16 protein-coding genes are annotated in these 18,168 nt (G+C 28.1%); 2 read left to right on the top strand and 14 right to left on the bottom strand.

Features of this window, described 5'->3' with window-relative positions; genetic code table 11:
- Nucleotide 1: 1 nt before the first annotated feature.
- A complete protein-coding gene (locus KQI42_RS04370) occupies nt 2-1,600 on the top strand; it encodes an amidohydrolase (RefSeq protein WP_216517141.1) in 1,599 nt (532 codons plus the stop codon).
- Between the two features lie 98 nt (nt 1,601-1,698).
- Here KQI42_RS04370 and KQI42_RS04365 read toward each other — a convergent pair whose 3' ends face one another.
- The 12 genes from KQI42_RS04365 to KQI42_RS04310 all read right to left on the bottom strand — a co-directional run bounded on the left by KQI42_RS04365 (nt 1,699) and on the right by KQI42_RS04310 (nt 14,180).
- The gene (locus tag KQI42_RS04365) at nt 1,699-4,338 is read right to left on the bottom strand and encodes an ABC transporter permease (protein ID WP_216517139.1); all 2,640 of its coding nucleotides are present in this window, start codon (nt 4,336-4,338) and stop codon (nt 1,699-1,701) included.
- On the bottom strand, nt 4,335-5,018 hold the full coding sequence (locus KQI42_RS04360) for an ABC transporter ATP-binding protein (protein WP_216517137.1): 684 nt from the start codon (nt 5,016-5,018) through the stop codon (nt 4,335-4,337). The genes KQI42_RS04365 and KQI42_RS04360 overlap by 4 nt, the downstream gene beginning before the upstream one ends.
- A 76-nt stretch (nt 5,019-5,094) precedes the next feature.
- The gene (locus KQI42_RS04355; protein ID WP_216517135.1) at nt 5,095-5,247 is read right to left on the bottom strand and encodes a hypothetical protein; all 153 of its coding nucleotides are present in this window, start codon (nt 5,245-5,247) and stop codon (nt 5,095-5,097) included.
- Between the two features lie 395 nt (nt 5,248-5,642).
- Complete coding sequence (hepT, locus tag KQI42_RS04350) at nt 5,643-6,059, bottom strand: type VII toxin-antitoxin system HepT family RNase toxin (protein ID WP_216517133.1); 417 nt, start codon at nt 6,057-6,059, stop codon at nt 5,643-5,645.
- Nucleotides 6,052-6,459, bottom strand: coding sequence for a type VII toxin-antitoxin system MntA family adenylyltransferase antitoxin (mntA, locus tag KQI42_RS04345; RefSeq protein ID WP_216517131.1), 408 nt, complete (start codon nt 6,457-6,459; stop codon nt 6,052-6,054). Before mntA ends, hepT begins: the two co-directional genes overlap by 8 nt.
- 62 nt (nt 6,460-6,521) lie before the next feature.
- Nucleotides 6,522-6,962, bottom strand: coding sequence for a P-loop NTPase family protein (locus KQI42_RS04340; RefSeq protein WP_216517130.1), 441 nt, complete (start codon nt 6,960-6,962; stop codon nt 6,522-6,524).
- Between the two features lie 8 nt (nt 6,963-6,970).
- The gene (locus KQI42_RS04335; protein ID WP_216517128.1) at nt 6,971-8,833 is read right to left on the bottom strand and encodes a hybrid sensor histidine kinase/response regulator; all 1,863 of its coding nucleotides are present in this window, start codon (nt 8,831-8,833) and stop codon (nt 6,971-6,973) included.
- Nucleotides 8,834-8,954: 121 nt separating this feature from the next.
- The gene (locus KQI42_RS04330; protein WP_216517126.1) at nt 8,955-11,195 is read right to left on the bottom strand and encodes a poly(ethylene terephthalate) hydrolase family protein; all 2,241 of its coding nucleotides are present in this window, start codon (nt 11,193-11,195) and stop codon (nt 8,955-8,957) included.
- A gap of 538 nt (nt 11,196-11,733) precedes the next feature.
- The gene (locus tag KQI42_RS04325; RefSeq protein WP_216517124.1) at nt 11,734-12,090 is read right to left on the bottom strand and encodes a MutS-related protein; all 357 of its coding nucleotides are present in this window, start codon (nt 12,088-12,090) and stop codon (nt 11,734-11,736) included.
- Between the two features lie 14 nt (nt 12,091-12,104).
- Nucleotides 12,105-12,698, bottom strand: a complete 594-nt coding sequence (locus KQI42_RS04320; protein WP_216517122.1) for a P-loop NTPase family protein — start codon at nt 12,696-12,698, stop codon at nt 12,105-12,107.
- Nucleotides 12,699-12,833: 135 nt separating this feature from the next.
- Nucleotides 12,834-13,328, bottom strand: coding sequence for a hypothetical protein (locus KQI42_RS04315; protein WP_216517120.1), 495 nt, complete (start codon nt 13,326-13,328; stop codon nt 12,834-12,836).
- Between the two features lie 669 nt (nt 13,329-13,997).
- Nucleotides 13,998-14,180 carry a hypothetical protein gene (locus KQI42_RS04310; RefSeq protein ID WP_216517118.1) on the bottom strand — a complete coding sequence of 61 codons (183 nt, stop codon included), beginning with the start codon at nt 14,178-14,180 and terminating at the stop codon, nt 13,998-14,000.
- Nucleotides 14,181-14,605: 425 nt separating this feature from the next.
- Between KQI42_RS04310 and KQI42_RS04305 the strand changes: the two genes are divergently transcribed.
- Nucleotides 14,606-15,343: a hypothetical protein gene (locus tag KQI42_RS04305; RefSeq protein WP_216517116.1), complete on the top strand. Its 738-nt coding sequence runs from the start codon at nt 14,606-14,608 to the stop codon at nt 15,341-15,343.
- A 75-nt stretch (nt 15,344-15,418) separates the two neighbouring features.
- On the opposite strand, the gene KQI42_RS04300 is transcribed toward KQI42_RS04305, so the two are convergent.
- Together KQI42_RS04300 and KQI42_RS04295 are read right to left on the bottom strand one after the other, a co-directional pair.
- Nucleotides 15,419-15,838, bottom strand: a complete 420-nt coding sequence (locus tag KQI42_RS04300) for a MarR family winged helix-turn-helix transcriptional regulator (RefSeq protein ID WP_216517114.1) — start codon at nt 15,836-15,838, stop codon at nt 15,419-15,421.
- Between the two features lie 11 nt (nt 15,839-15,849).
- The gene (locus KQI42_RS04295) at nt 15,850-18,117 is read right to left on the bottom strand and encodes an ATP-binding cassette domain-containing protein (protein ID WP_216517112.1); all 2,268 of its coding nucleotides are present in this window, start codon (nt 18,115-18,117) and stop codon (nt 15,850-15,852) included.
- Between the last annotated feature and the right edge of the window lie 51 nt (nt 18,118-18,168).

Genomic DNA, 18,168 nt, shown 5'->3' with positions numbered 1-18,168 from the left:
TTTGAAAACAATTTTAAAAAATGGTAATATTTATGTGGAAAAAAATAACTTTCAAGAAGCAATTTTTATTGAAAATGGTATTATTCAACAAGTTGGCACTAATGAAGAAATATTAAAAAATAATGCTAATAATATTATAGACCTTCAAGGGAAAACTGTTTTACCAGGATTTAATGACAGCCATCTTCATCTTTCCTGGATAGGTGATTCTATGTCCTCATGTAATTTAGTACCTGCTAAATCCATTGATAACATTATTGAATTAGGGAAAAAATTCTTGGAAGAAAATAAAAACATAACTGTCTTAACTGGTCGAGGATGGAACCAAGATTATTTTTCTTCTGGTGAGAAGCGTCTATTAAATCGATTTGATTTAGACAAAATATCTACAGAAATTCCAATTGTTTTTGATAGAGTATGTGGACATGTTTCTGTAGGAAATACTAAGGCTTTAGAAATACTTAATGTAGATGAAAATATTATTATAGATGGTGGCGTAATTGAGCTTGGAGATGACGGAAAGCCAAATGGTATATTTAACGAAAACGCCGTTCGTATAATTCAATCAGTTATACCAGAAAAGAATGATGAAGATAAGGAAGAGGAGTTTATAAAAGCTACAAACTATGCTTTAAGCCTTGGAATAACTTCTGTTCAATCCTGCGATATCACGAGTAGTAATTTTAAGAATATGTTCAATATAATTCACAATATTTACGACAATAAAAAGTTAAAATTAAGATACAGTCACCAATACAATTTTCAAAATATAAATGATTTCAAAGCCTATCTTGAAACTGAACATAAAACAGGACAATATGATGAGAAATTCTTATCAAAAGGTGCACTGAAGTTGTTTAAAGATGGTTCTTTAGGGGCTAGGACTGCTCTAATGTTAAAAGATTATGAAGATGCTCCTGGTACTAAAGGTGTAGCAGCATTAAGCGATGAACAGTTACAGGATTTATGTGATTTAGCAACAGAACATGGAATTAGTGTAGTAACCCATGCAATTGGTGATGGTGCGATAGAAAGTGTTATCAATGCCTATGAAAAAACTATGAAAGATGGAAAAAACTCTCTTCGTCATGGGATTGTCCATTGTCAAATCACAAGTATGGAGCAACTTAAGAGAATTGCTAAATTGAATATCCCCGTTATGTACCAACCTATTTTCTTAGACTACGATATTAAAATTGTAGAAGCACGTGTTGGAAAAGAGTTATCAAGTACATCTTATGCTTTTAATACTCTATATAAATTAGGAGCTCCAATAAGTTTAGGAACAGACTCTCCAGTAGAAGACTGTAATCCATTCCCCAATATTTACTGTGCAGTAACAAGGCTAGGATTAGATGGTAAACCAGTAGGAGGTTTTTATCCAAACGAAAAGATGGATCTTGAAGATGTTATTGATGCCTATACAATTGGTAGTGCCTATAATGAATTTAAAGAAGATTTTAAAGGAAGATTAAAACCAGGATATGTAGCTGACCTAATTGTATTGGATAAAGATATATTTACAATAGATGAACTACAAATTAAAGACATTAAGGTTGAAAAAACTATGATAGATGGAGAATTTGTATATGAAAGATAAAATAGTATCCCCCTTAACCATGGGGGATACTATTATTCTTTTATCAATTCTAGTATCATTATCTATAAGATTATCTGACCCTACTGCACCTATATGCTCTAATCTTTCAAGACGGTTACTATTTCATCCTTCTCAACCTTCTTCATCCCAAAATAATATGCTAAATAAATACTGGTAAATATTACAATACTATATCCTATTATGATTCTATAGTCTAAAAACATCAGCAAATCTTTAAAGCTAAAAATTCGATTTATTTTAGCGATAAACGTTAAAAATAGTACACATATAGGAATAGAAAATATGAAAGGATAGATACTATAGTAAATTCCTTCTAAACTTAACATTTTTCTTAAATCTTTTTTCTTAATACCCATAGATTTCAATATAGCAAATTCTCGTCTTCTATTCCTTAAATTATTATTTATACTGGAATATGCATTGGATACACCTATAACACTTAAGAAAAAAACTATAGAAAAAGTGATTAAGTACATAAGCTTATTCTCTATTTCTTTTTGTGCTTCATCATCAAATATACTCCAAATATAGAAATCATCCTCTGAAACATAGTATTTACTTATATCTTTTATTTCTTCTTTTACTTTAGTAATATCTTCTCTATCTACTAATAATCTCATCTTTTCAGAATGACCATAATTTCCTACCAAATCAAAATTCTCCATTAGTGAGTTTAGTATCTCTTTAGGAACGATTAAACATATTTCATAATCTCTCATATAATAGTCCTTTATTGGCTTTTCATAAGTTTTAAGTCCTATATCAATATTAAATTGCTTATCATGCTTGCTGAGGGATAATTTATTTACTTTATTATTTAAATAGGGAATAAAGTTTGCTCTAGCAATAGGCTGATTCACATCTTCTTGCACTAAATTTAAAAGTATAGCTTTTAGTTTATCTTTATCATAATATTCATTTGGGTCTCCTCTTTGAGACTTGACATACTCATTAAAATTATCATGTTCAAGACCCATTATTTCTACAGGAATCCCGTAACTCTCATCTATTTTTTCAATATAATATTTTTTAATATCAATACCTTCAAATCCACCTACTTTTTTAAGCTCTTCAGATGCATATTCAGATTTAACTTTAGAATATAAATATGTAGTTTTATAAACTACACTTTCCTTTACTTCAGGTATTGCTCTAATTTCCTTAAACATGCTCTCATCAGCTAATCCATTAGTTAAGACTTGAACATTTAATGGATAGTAATGCTCGATAGTATTTAAAGATGTAGCTGCCCGACTAACACCCATTCCCGCAAGAAAAATAAACATTATAACAAAGCTAATAGTTATGGATATTATTGTCGTCCTAAACCCGCTTTTATTACAATTTAATGAATCTCTAGCTAAACTAGGTATTATATTGATAGGGCTATAATTATTATATTTCTTTTTCTTCTTTTTAAGATGTTCATAATCTACACCACTATGTTTAATAGCTTCAATTGGTAGCATTCTACTTAGTCTTCTTGCAGGTTTATTAATTGATATTAACAAAGTTAAAACTGCAAAAATTACTATAATTCCAACGATCATAGGAGAGGTTTTAAATGACATCTGAAATATCTTTCCGTCTACATCAAAATTCAAACTATCTACAATGCTATTTATTTTATTCATAATCAGATAACAAAATAAATGTCCTAAGAGAATACCTAAAGTTATTGGTATTATTGAAAGAAAAATAGCTTCTATGATTACAGTTTTCTTTATCTGCTTTGGAGTTGCACCTATGCTTTTTAATATCCCCAGTTGTCTCAATCTATTATTGGACCATACTGTAAACACATTATAAATTATTATTACAAATAAAAATATAACAAATAATATGAATATAGAAAATATAAGAATTACTAAAGGTACTCTTTCCCACAATTTAGTTGAAGCTGGGAATATACCTTGCATTTTTAGATAGTATGAATTATATGCTATCCCATAAGAATTTTCATAATTACTTTCTTCCCCTTCTTTGAAACCCAATGTTTTTCCAATTTCTGGTAAATTCTTGTAGATAGTCCTAGGATTTTTCATCTTTAGAAATGGGGTCATTCTAATATTTTCATCAATTAGATCCTCATCTAAAAATCCTAAACTTACATAAGATGGTTCATAGGATAAATTCTTAACAGATATAATACCTACTATAGTATACTCTACTTCTCTTTCATCTGTAAAAACCTCTCCTTCACTGTTTAAATCCAGAGGATCTATTTTCTTTCCATCTTTTTGTCTATAACCTAACTTTACATTTAATTTGTCTCCTAATTTATATTGAGGATTTTCTTTAATAAAAGATCCCATTATCACAATTTCATCTGACTTTTCTGGAAGTCTTCCTTCAAATAGAATATCCTTTGTTGGCATATTGTCCCAATAATCTTTATTTAGATATGAAATATTTAAATAAGGTCTTTCTAAATCAATCTTGCCACTATAAATTTCTGACCTTAAATAAACTTTATCCACCTTTTGATTTTCTTTTAAATATGGAATCTGAGATTTATTTATATTCCCTTTAAAAGAACCATGATAATCTCCATTTGTTGATATAGAATCATTTAATTCATAATCCCAAGCCATATAGGTGACTAAAACCATAGTGCTCAATAAAATAGTTGCTATGGTAATAGCAATAAGTATAGATATTGTGTTTTTTCTATTTTTCTTTAAATAGTTCCAAGTATATTCGGTAAGGACTTTCATTGTCTAATCACCTCATCTGAAACTATTTTCCCATCCTCCATAGTCACAATCCTATCTGTTTCCAATGCCATTTTTCCATCATGAGTTATTAGTAATATGGTTTGTTTATATTTCTTATTTGATAATTTTAATAATTCTACAATTTCATTGGAATTCTTTCTATCTAAATTTCCTGTAGGTTCATCTGCTAAAATAATTGCTGGGCGATAAATTAAAGATCTTCCAATAGCAACTCTTTGTTGCTGTCCTCCAGAAAGCTGTCCAGGATAATGTTTAAGCCTATTCTCTAAACCTAAGATATTGACTATCTCGCTAAAATATTTCATATTTGGTGTTCTTCCATCCAAAAGTAAGGGAAGTAAAATATTTTTCTTTACATCAATTGTTGGAATGAGATTGTAAAACTGATATATAAGTCCAACCTTTCTCCTTCTGAATAATGCTAATTCATTTTCCTTTAAACTAGAAATCTCCCTATCTTCTATAAATATTTTTCCTTCCGTTGGCTTATCAACTCCACCTAATAAATGTAACAATGTAGATTTACCAGATCCACTAGCACCAACGATAGATACAAATTGGCCCTTTTCAACAGAAATGGTCACATTATCAAGAGCTATAACTTTTGATTCACCTCTACCATAAGATTTCATCAGATTTTCTGTTCTCAATATTTCCATTTTCATTCCTCCTTATGGTTATCAGTTTATAATCCTAATGTGACATTTAAGTGACATTTTATATTATTATTAATAATTAAAGTAAGTCCAATCCATCTACGATAGCATTTACTACCTTATTTTGATATTCATCAGTTGACAATATATCTGCTTTCGAATTCTTCGAATTTTCATCTATATCTCCATTCGTTACAGAATTATAGCTTATTTCTTTATTAAATGCTTCCAATTATCCAATATAAAAAGTCACATAATAAAAGACTATAAATTTATATCTATAAGTTTATAATCTTAATGTGACATTTTGTATAGAAGAATTTATTTTCTTACATAGAAAATATGTTATATATTCAATAACATCATCGAGTTCATTGTTTTTACCATAAAATATAGATGTATCTTCAATTTGTTTACAACTTTAAAAAATTTAATGTTCATTGCAATAAGTATTCTCTTCTTAAGTAAAAGGTAAAGTTCATATTTTCACTTTTTAAAAAGCAACTAATTATTTACCAATAAATTTTTTATGAGTATCTTAGTAATTATCAGTTAATTTTGGAGATGCTATATATAGAAATCCTTAAGAATTTCGTCCTAATTTTTTACTTTTTGCCTATAATGTTACTAAATAAAATTATCATTAATAAAAACTATAAATCTCTTTATATCAATTAAGTTATTCTTCAAAATATCATATATTATTTTTTTATCTATTTCTAGGTATTCATGAGATAATATATTCCTAAGCCCTACCATATTTTTATAAACATTAGTGTCTTCATCACTTAAATATTTTTCATTATTTAAAATATCGAAGGCTTCCCCTAAAGTTTTAGGGTTACCCAAGTTATTATCTACTACAATATGAGTAGCAATGTCAACCATCATATTTATTGATATAAACAGATTATATTCTACTACATCTTGTATGATATCATCTTTAATAAATTCTTCTAATGTGAAATTTTTAAATCTTTCAATCTTGTTTAAAGAAGTTGATAACTGGTTTAGTCTTTGCTTAATTACTTCTATATTAACCATTTTTCTCCACCTCTTGTTTTAATTTTTCTATAGTTTTTTTATATGATAAATCTAAATATTTTTTCATATCATTATATTCAAAGAGTATTTTTACTTTGTAATTACTTTCAAGAATTTTATCCCTTGTAAATAGCAATATATTATTTTTATAAATTTCATATTTTAATAGAGGAACTGCATCATTTAATAGAACTAAATCAACTTCTCTTTTACAGGCATCTGTTAATTCCATTTTTATTTTAAGATATTCATTTCCATCTATATTTTCTTCCAAATATATAGCAATGTCTATGTCACTATCTTCTCTTATCTTTTCATTCACATAAGAACCAAAAATGTATGCAAAAGTTATGTTTTCATATTTTATTAATATATCTTTACATCTTTTAATAAGATTCATATTGTTCAGCTCCTAAAACAGTGTCCTTTTATATTTATTATACCATTGCACCTTTTACTTATCTAGTTTAATGCTGTTAAGCTAAAAAAATTATTATACCTATTACATATACTGGCCAAAAATAAAGAATATAAAATGTTGAAACCATTGAAAAACAAATAAATATCTTCCATGAAGATTTCCCTATTTAAATCTTTATCTTGGATTAAATCTTCTTTTTTTCCATACGATAATATACTTCCTTTTTCCCTAATAATATAATTATCACAGAATCTTTCTACCATATTCAGTAAATGTGTGACAGTTATTAAAAATTCCACCATATATTTATTCTTAGAAAATAAGGTTTTCACAAAATCAAAGTGCTCTAATACAGTCAATTCCTCAAATAATATAGGGCTATCTGGTATATAAGCAATGGGAAATTCTTGCTTATTACACTGACTAGTATCTATTTTATTTACTTTTACCTTATGATTATGATTTATAGTCCAATGTGGCATTTTATATTTTAATAAAATTTAACCTTAAATCTAGCTCCACCTTCTCTTCTATTCTCCACAATAATTTCTCCATTATGCTTTTCAATAATAGTCCTTGCCATGGAAAGACCTATTCCCACGCTGTCCTTATTAGCATTTTTCCCCTTATAGAATCTTTTAAAAATATAAGGCAAATCTTCCTTTAAGAATCCACTTCCATTATCTTCAATCTTCACCTCTGTAAATATAGGATTGGAATCAAAATAAATATTTATCTCTCCACTATACTCCAAATGTTCGACAGAGTTCTTAATAATGTTTAAAAAAGCTTCACCTAACCAATAAATATCTCCTCTGATGGTTGTATGCTCTCCTACTATATTTAATTTTATATTCTTCTTTTCTACTAAAAACATAATAGGTTCAATAGCCAAGTCTATTATATTTTTAATATCTATGATATCTTCTTTAAATTCAATTGTATTTGCATCTAATTTTGACATAGTAAGTAAAGAATTAGTCAAAGTTTCTAGTCTTTTTATTTGCTTGTTTAGCCTATTAATATACTCTTGATTTTCATCTTTAGTGTTACTACTCTCCATTAGTTCAGACATAATATTAATAGAAGTAATTGGTGTCTTCAGTTGATGTGAAATGTCTGCCATATTATCTTTTAAATTAATTTTATCTTCTATAGCTCTTTCCTTTAATTCCCTTAAGGTTACAACGGTTTTATATAGCTCGTCGGAAAGAATGGCAAAATCCTCATCAATATTTAAACTTAAAGAGTAATCACCTTTATTAATCCTCTCAAGATAATCCTTTAATTTTTCTATATTCTTCTTTTTATTCTTACTTGATATACTCATGTTACTATAGAATATGAAAGTAATTAGGATGGAAAATAAAAAACTTATGTAGATAACTTTTTTCTTATTCTTTAAAAATATAAATCCACCTTCATTATATCCATATCTACTCAAGGTTTTCTTTCCAGTGGACATATATTTGCTATGTTCAGATTTCAACTGATTCATAGCCCGTATTTCTAAATCCTTTGAGTTTTCGCTCACAACTCCCATTACAGTTGCTAATTTCTCAAACAATATATTTTCAAAGAAATTATATATTAGAATAGAAAAGGTAAATGATAATAATAAGATAAAAATCAACAATCCTATTTTGTAAAATAAGCTTTTGCTTAAACTACTCATATCATTCTCCATTCTATATCCTATTCCTCTAATAGTCTTTATAATTATAGGCTTATTTGGATTATCTTCAATCTTTTCTCTTAATCTTTTAATTGTAACAGTAAGAGTATTGTCATTGACAAAATCTCCTTCAATATCCCAAAGTCTCTCTAAAATAAATCTCCTTGTTAGGGTTTGATTCTGATTTTCCATAAACATTTCAAGTAATTTGTATTCTCTACCGGTTATGTTGATTTCCTCATTTGCTTTAAAGATTTTAGTTTGAGATTTAATTAGTTTCAAATCTTTACAAAATAATGTATCATCTAAGGTACTGTCTCTTTTTACTCGTCTTAGAACTGTATTTATCCTTGACTCTAATATGGATAATTTAAAAGGTTTAGTAATATAATCATCTGCTCCTAAATTCAATCCCTTTACTATTTCTTCCTCTTCATCTATTACAGTAAGAAAAATTATAGGGATATCATCTTTTGATTTTACAAAAGAAAAAAATTCATATCCTGTTCCATCTGGTAAATTCATATCAACAATAATTAAGTCATAGCTTAAATTGAATTTTTCTTTTCCTTTAGCCAAATTGTCTCCTATCTCTACTTTAAAATCTTTTTTCTCTAAATATGTTTTTATTCCAAAGGATATATTTTCATCATCTTCAATTAATAGAATTTTCTTCAAAACTTTCACCCCTATAATAAGTACTTTAAATATAATTTTATTATATAATAAAAGTTGAACCATAAAACAAACAAAAGGACTTCAAAATTCAATAAGTCCTTTTTGTTTATAAATTATTTATTTAATTTTTAATCCCTAAATTATTTAATAGCACAATACCCTTTTCTGTCCTATTAAAAACAAAGTTAATATGGGTTAACTCTTTTATATTAAAGTTAGGATTAGCATTATGAAAATCCATTAATTTAAATTTAAAATATTGAAAAACAGGTTCTTTAGTAGGTGAAAAATTTGCAAATGGTGCTTTAAGGATTTTACCTTCAATCATAGGAAGAAGATAAGAATTATAGCTCAATGGAAGACTAGCAACATTACCACTTCTATCCATTACTTGTATAGTTAAATCCATAGGAAGATTATTACCTTTTTCATTCTTTATGTCACCATCAGCCATTGAAAATACTAGTGAACTATTTTCATTAATATCTAATCCTAATGGAGGTAAAGTCACCTTATAAACTGCATTTTTAGGATTTTTCGTCTTATTCCACTCTAAATGAACTGCACTATAATCTGTATTACCATATTTAAAATCAACTTTTTCTTCCTTCCACACTTGAAAATTTTCCCCTTCTAATATTCCTCCAGGAACTGTTGTGGAGAATAAATCCATATCCTCTTCAAAGGAACTTATTAGTTTTATATATGAATCATAATAGTTGCTAATATAAGTGGTATCAGGGAGCCAGTCTTTACCATAGCTCATATCTTCAAATATTAATTTATACTCACTTTTATCTTTCAGAGTAGCTTCTAAGAATGATGTTATTAAGGTTTTAGCAATTTTTTGCTGATCTTTTTCTGGCATAAGCTGTTTGGTATTGAAAAATCTATTACCCATTCCTGCACCATCTTTCCCTCCCCAAACACTATTAAATTGACCATGGTTAGCTCCAGATATATAAACTGAAGCCTTAAAATATGGTGTGCCATCGGTAAAGCTAATCCTTTCGTATTGTCTTGAACCAGCAAAAGAATTAACATCCATGTCGTGAGCACCTTGTATGGCTAAATAGTTTACATCCTTTAAAGATAGGAGTTTATCTGACGGTTTATATTGTTGATCGGTGGTAGAAAGTGCAATAACAGAACGAATATTAAATTTGTAATTAAATTTTATGTTACCATTTTCCGGATAAGCATTTAACTTATTAAATGCTGTAGCAATAGATACTGCTTCTCCCCCCCTTGAGTGTCCAATAAGAGCTATATTACTCATGTCAACCTTACCATGAAAAGGGTTATTCGGCTCTTGATTCCATGTTCTCCAAGTCTTAAGATGTTCTAAAAGCACTAACGCCCTAGCTGGATTTTCTTTTTCTATAGTCTTAAAAATAAATAAATCATGAAAAGGGGAGACATTTAGGAAGTTTTCATCAATGGAAACCATTATATAGCCATGACTAGCCAAATGTCTACCCAAATATTCATAACCAACGTCAGAGTAGTCTGTCATCAAGTGAGCTCCATGTACTACTACCACTAGAGGAAAAGGACCATCTCCTTCAGGGTACCAGACCATTCCGTTAATCGGCATTTTATCCGGTCCAAATCCAAGATACTTTGTCCTTAGAGAAGACCATTTCTCAAGAAATGCAGAACCATCAAAAGAAGTAGTAGTTAAAGAGTTGCTCTGGTCCAATTCTTTGCGATAGCTATTAGGAGTCCTATAAGTCAAGGTCTTCACTTTGTAAAGTCCTTCCTGAGCAGGATTCTTCAATTCAGTGTTATATTTATTGGAAGTCTTGTATTCTTTTAAATTTGCTTGGAAAGTTTCCATCTTTCCGTTATTTAATAACCAATAGCTGCCAAATGCTATGCTTAGAATCATAACTAGTAATAAGCCAGTAAAAGTAACCTTCTTTATAGACTTAATATTCTTGTAATCACCCATGATAAACTTATAAAGTAAAGCACCAAAGAGTGAAAATAGAAGTAGCATAATTGTTATTACAGTAAACATAACTGATGGAAATCCTAAGAATCCTATAACCAACAAAATAAAAGCATTTAATAAAGCCCAAACAAAACGACTAGGAATTTTTTTAAAAAGATGTAATAATAATGTGATAATACCACTTGTTAATGCTATTATTGGTAAAGATACAACTAAAGCAATAAGAAAATATTTAAATCCCGCAGAAGCTACCATGTAATAATTCTGTATTATAAAAACTAAAAGAGCAACAATAGATATTGACAAAGTTGCCCCTTTCCATCCATTGCCAAAGGATACAACTTGCTTTAACTTGGCTTTTAGATTTTTAAATATTTTCCATCTCTTGTCTATATTTTTTTCCATTCTCCTCTTCTCCTTTCATTTCTTTGTAATATCAATTTTTTCAATAATATTTTCAGATTATTATTTATCTAAAGCTTCAATTAATTTAAAATATCCCTACTCTAGATGACGTTATGAAATTTTTAGTAATCTTATAATGATTTTACAATAGCAATCTTAATTATAGATAAAAACAATCTTAAAAAGATCTTAAAAAATTTAAAGAAAAGAAATGAAAAGTCAATCCTGATTTATATGAATTTTTTATAAAAACACTAAATATTTTTGTACAAGACAATATTATTGGGAAAATGACTCAAGACTTTGGAGAATATGGACAATGAAAAGTTACTTAAGTAATTTAAACTATAATGAAATCTATTATAGCAAGAGTTTCTTTTTTATTATTAAGTAAGTACTATAAAGCTAGTTTAAATTCAAACTTCATAATTTCCTCCTATCTAAAAAATAAGTATACCAGTTATTTTTTAAACTCTTTCAAAATCCTATCCAATAGGTTTTTGTTTTATAACATTTAACATAATATATTTGCTAATACTTACACAGTATGAATATTTCTCGCTTCTATAATTATTTCATCAGGAAATCCTACATATTCTAAAAGTTTAATTGCATTTTTTGAATTTGATGCTCCTTTACGTATCTTATAATCAAAGGTAATATCTTTTTCTTGAATTTGTTCAGTGAAGTGATAATTGTCATACATACTATCTAAAATTTGAGTTAATTCAATGTCATGGGAAGCAACAATGGCAATACAATTCTTTTTATATAAATATCTTAATATGGAAGCAGAAGCTGCAATTCTTTCCTCGGTATTGGTTCCTCGTAAAATCTCATCAATTACACATATAACAAATCTTTCTTCATTTAAACTTTGAATAATTCGTTTCAAATACTTAATTTCTTTTATGTAATAACTTTTGCATAGGGTAAAATCATTTCCTTAGCCATACAGGTATGTATACTTTGTGCGAGAATCACATTTACTGTGACTGCTTTTATATAAGTAGATTTCCCCGATGCATTTGAACCAGTAATAATACAACTATTGTCTAAATTGATTGTATTACAAACAGATTCGTCAATTAATGGGTGATATATTTGCTTCATTTGTAATACATGTTCTTCACTAAATGCTGGCGTACAATATAAAGGAAGGCTTTCTCGGAATGAAGCTATAGCTATGGCCATATCTATCTCACCAAGTGTCAAATATAACTCCATAAACTCATTTTGTTTATTCTTCAACGTACGTATAATTTGATCATATTTTACAAAGTCCCATAATGTTGCACCAATTAAATAATCGTATGCTAGACCCATGATATCTCCAGAAAACGCAGCATCCTTTTTCATTTGGATTATACTAATCATATTTGATAATTTCTCAAATGGAACGACCTTTTCCTTTAAATCAAAGAATTCATTTCCATATGAAAATCTCCTAGTATTAGCAATTTTATTTCCTGTAATTACAACTTTAACAATACTTTTAAGCATATCAAAGTTGACTTTATATTTAGTCTTACATATAGTGTAAATTACAATATTAATAAGAAAGATGACCCCAGTAATAAAAAGAAACTTTGAATTTTGCAAAACAATTGCTGGAAGAACTGATAATATTAACAGTATCTACATTGTTCGATATTTCCATATACTTGGAACTCTATATGAGTTCAAATTAGTCATAAATTTAGGTAAATAATAACTGCTATCATTTTTCTCAAGACCATAAAGTAAGAGCTGTATTTCTTCTCTTTCTTTATCATTAGATATAAAAAATAAAATTTTCTTTTCAAAGAATTCCCTATATGCATTATCTTTAGGTAGACAATGAAGTCTAGAATATAATATCTGCTCCCCCACAAAAGACTGACAATTGTTAATTCGGCAAAATACATTATTCATTTCTAAGTCATTCCATGTTATATCATCTATCTTTTCATCACTTGATATTAGTTTTGTATACTCACTCCAATGGTAGCCAATTTTCTCCCAGTCATATTTTGATTTTATAGACTTTTTACCAAATTGTTTTTTTATTTTAACACGTAATTTTTTAATATTAATTTTTTGTTCTAGTATGATTACAGAACACACCAAAATAAGTATAATTGCTATCTGCATGTTTCCTCCTCATATTTAAACTTTATATTTAGCTTACCTTTTTAAGCTACTGTATATAGTAAAATTTCATTTCTACATAAAAACTGAACACTACTATAATACATATTAAATAAAAATACTTTGCTACTTCACATTTATTTTTATTTTCATCTATTAGAAAGCATCTCTCTTTTTTAATCCTAATTTTAAAATAATACATAATTTTTTATTTCAATGCTAGAAAAATAAAACTGATCATAAAAATTTATTAATTATATAAATTATGGTTAATGACTAGAATTATAAAATACCCAGATTATCCAATATTTGTCTTATATTGTACTACATTCTTATAACTTAATAAACAGATTTAATCTAATATTTCATATAAAATTATGACATAATTTGTCATCCAATCAGAAAACTTATCTATTAGTGTCCATGACACATTTATATATTTTCAAACCCAAAATAGTATTATGTATAATTATCTCTATTAAAATTTAAAACTATTATTGGATAAATGGAATTCCCATATATTTATTGAAATATTATAAAAAAGAACTTACGTTTTTAAAACAAGTCCCTTATATCTAAATCTATATTTACTTTTAATTGGATTTGATTTTTTATTATAATTGAATTGGAGATAACTTTTCCTTGGAAATTATTTTTTATAAATTTCAGTTTTCACTTTCCATTTTCTTTTATAAAGAAAAGATTAATTATAAAAATTGCATATACATTAACTTTATTTAGAATAAACCCCATAAAATGTTCTGATTCATGGATAGTTAAGAAAATAAAAATTGTTAAGACACCAATTAAGACGACTCCAATACCTTCTAATAGAAAGTTTATTAACATACCCATAATATTCCTCCAATTTTTTTATTCCTTTATACCTCCTTCGCTTATTGAAAATATAGTATTTCTTGATATAATGATTCTGAATAACCTTGTAAGTTAGAGCTGTATTGTCTTTCTCAACGTAATATTTATTACTTTAATTCTATTATATTTTATAATATGATAAAATGTAATAACAAATAGTGATACATATGAAAATCTCTCGTTCACTATTGAAGAAGCAATAGATTTTTCTATAATATGAAATACATTAATTCATTCGTAATTTGAGAAAAGTATATAAGAAAATTTCAACAACTAATTTACGAGATTTAGAATATGTCATCTTTAATTATGGAACGGAAAAATTATGATAGATATTAAGTTATTAATCAATAAAGGCAGTCGATTATTATCTACAACCATATAACTAATGAAAGGAATTAATTATGAGTTATAAATACGCAACAGAAAATATTAATTACGAAGATTATTCAAGTGGAAGAGTCTTTTATAATCAATATGGAGCAACCTCCTTTCCAGTTAGATTAACAAGTGAAATATTTCAAAGATGTGCAAATATACTGAAAGAAAACGGAGTTAGCAGTCCATATTCAATATATGATCCTTGTTGTGGTGGAGCATATTTACTAACAACAATAGGATATTTATTTGGTAACAGAATAAATAAAATATATGCTTCTGACATTGATAGAACTGTATTGGAACTTGCGAAGAAAAATTTATCTTTATTAACCCAGTCAGGACTAAATAATCGTATAGAGGAAATAAATAAAATGATTTCAGTTTATGGTAAGGAGTCTCATCATGAAGCATTACAAAGTGCACTAAGGCTAAAAGATTTATTAAGTAAAATCCCTCATTCTATAGACATTAATTGCTTTATGTGTGATGCTACTAAAACTGATACTATTAACACAGTTAATAATATTAATATGGTTATTACTGATTTACCTTACGGTGATATTGTAAGTTGGGTCAATGCATCAGATGAAAATGAAGCTATATTTCAGTTATTAGATAACTTACTTCCTAAGCTCTCCACTAATGCTGTCGTAGCAATTATATCAAAGAAAAAAACTGCTGTTAGACATAATAATTACAAAAGAGTAGACCGCTTTAAAATAGGAAAACGTCAAGTTACTCTATTGTGTCCCTTATCTTAAATATATTAAAATAACTATTATTAAACAAACGAATTAAAAAGTATGGAGAACAATTAGAGTTCTCCATATTTTTTATCATTTCTCCACATATGAATCCGTTATTTTTTTACATAGTTTCATAAAACAATTCAGTTCTTCTTCTGTTAACGTATCCTCAATTAAATCCATGATTTCATTTCTAAACCTTTCTGATCTTAAAAGAAAATCCTTCCCAGCAGGAGTAATGAAAATGTCATAAACACGTCGATCAACTTCTTGACGTTTTTGTATAATATACTTTTTCTCCAAAAGCTTTTTCGTTAGCTTAGACATTCCAGCCTGTGAAATACCACGAATCTCAGCTAACTCTTTAGTAGTTTTAGAGCCTTGCTTATCTAAAATATCTAAAACATTATACTGAGCTGTTGTCACTCCCTCAATATTAAAACGATTAATATTACTAATAATCATACATTGAAAAGGAATATAGTAATCCTCTAATTCTTTTTTCGCCATAAATATTCTCCTTACTTAATATATTTTTTTAAATATTGTCCTGTAATAGAGGAATTACAATTTATTAAATCTTTCGGTGCCCCTTCAAACATAATCCTACCACCATTCTGTCCTGCAAAAGGTCCTAAATCAATAATCCAATCTGCTTGAGTAATAACATCTAAATTATGCTCTATCACAATTACGGTACTATCTTGTTCAACAAGGCGATCTAAAATTTTAAGAAGCTGTGATATATCTGACATATGAAGTCCAGTGGTCGGTTCGTCTAATACATAGATGTTCCCATTACTCTCAAGTTCATCGGCAAGTTTTACTCTTTGTAGTTCACCACCAGATAAAGTATTTAATGGCTGTCCAAGGGTAATATAAGTTATCCCTACATCTGCCAATCTTTTTAATGTTACTGATATTTCTTTTTCATAGAAAAAGTCTAATGCCTCGTCAACTGTCATGTTTAAAACTTCACTTATATTTTTACCACGTAATTTATAACTTAGTGCTTCATCTGTAAATCTATTACCTTGACAAACCTCACATACATTTACTACTGTATCCATAAATGCTAAATCTGTATATGTTACTCCTAGGCCTTTACAGTTTGGGCAGGCTCCCTGTGAATTAAAACTGAATAAAGCAGGTTTTACATTATTTGCTTTTGAAAACAATCCTCTTATTACATCAAATATTCCTGTAAAAGTAGCTATATTGGAACGTTTTGAGGCTTGAATTGGCTTCTGATCTATAAAAATCGTTTCAGGATAAAATTTAGGTAGTACATGATTAATTAATGTGCTTTTTCCTGAACCCGCAACTCCAGTTACTACTGTCATAACGCCTTTAGGAATAGTCACATTAATATTTTTTAGATTATGCAAATTGGCGTCTTTAATAGATAACCATTCAACTGAATTTCTAATATTCTCTTTTAATTGAGCTTGTTTACATAAATATTTTCCTGTAAGTGTGTCTGATTTTGCCAAACCATTTAAATCACCTTGATACATAATTTCACCACCATTTATTCCAGCTCGTGGTCCCATATCAATAATATAATCTGCAATTTTAATAACGTCTGGATCATGTTCCACTATCAGAACGGTATTTCCTTTATCACGTAAAAGTTTTAATAAGTCATTAATCTTATTTACATCATGAGGATGTAATCCAATACTTGGTTCGTCAAATATATAGGTAAGATCTGATAAGCTACTTCCTAACTGTCGAACCATTTTTATTCGTTGTGATTCACCGCCTGAAAGAGTTGATGTTTCACGATTTAAGCTTAAATAACCTAAACCAATTGAAACTAAATTTTCTAATCTATCGACTATAGCCATAACCATGGTTGCTGCCTTTGGGTCTTTAATAGTACGGATAAAATCTACCAAATCAATAATTTGCATTTCAACACAATCTGCTATATTTTTATTATTTATTTTACACTGTAAAACGCTTTGATTCAATCGAGTACCACTACAGATAGGACATATTTCTTTACCGACTATCCTAGATATTTCTTTTTTATATTTAGTTGGTTCTCCCTCTTCCTTCTTTAAGAAACTTCTTTCAATTCTTGGAATAAGACCTTCATATAGTGAAGTTTTAGGCCATTCTGGATCAGAAGTAGTTACTTTAATATCTGATTTGTATAAAAGCAATTCTAATTCATCATCTGTAAAATCTTTTATTTTCTTGTCATTATTAAAAAATCCTGAATGGATATATCTTTTTAACCGCCATCCTCCTGGCTCAAAAGTGGGAAATAAGATTGCCCCCTCATTGAGGGATTTATTTTTATCTAACAACCTTTCAATATCTATCATATCAATTCTTCCTAATCCCTCACATTTTGGGCACATTCCCGAGGGATTATTAAATGAAAAAACATCGGAATAACCAACAAATGGTTTCCCTATGCGGGAAAACAATAATCTTAGTAATGAGTATATATCTGTAATAGTTCCAACAGTTGACCTCGCATTTCCTCCAATACGTTTTTGATCAATAATAATTGCAACAGATAAATTTTCAATAGTATCTATCTTCGGCTGTCCATAATGAGGCAAGCGATGACGAATAAAACTTGAATAAGTTTCATTTAACTGCCTTTGCGATTCTGCAGCTATTGTATCAAATACTAGAGATGATTTTCCTGAGCCTGAAACCCCGGTAAAGACAGTTATTTTTTTCTTTGGTATTTTCACATCAATATTTTTAAGATTTTTCTCTCTAGCTCCAATTACGTGTATATATCCTTCATTATTTTTCTTATCCATAAAAATCACCTTTCAAAAAATTAATATCCTTAAATAAAATTACATAACCGA

Source organism: Tissierella simiarum (assembly GCF_018917865.1).
Taxonomy (GTDB): domain Bacteria; phylum Bacillota; class Clostridia; order Tissierellales; family Tissierellaceae; genus Tissierella_C; species Tissierella_C simiarum.
The sequence above is the reverse complement of the archived record's forward strand: the minus strand, read 5'-3'. Positions and strand labels throughout refer to the sequence as shown.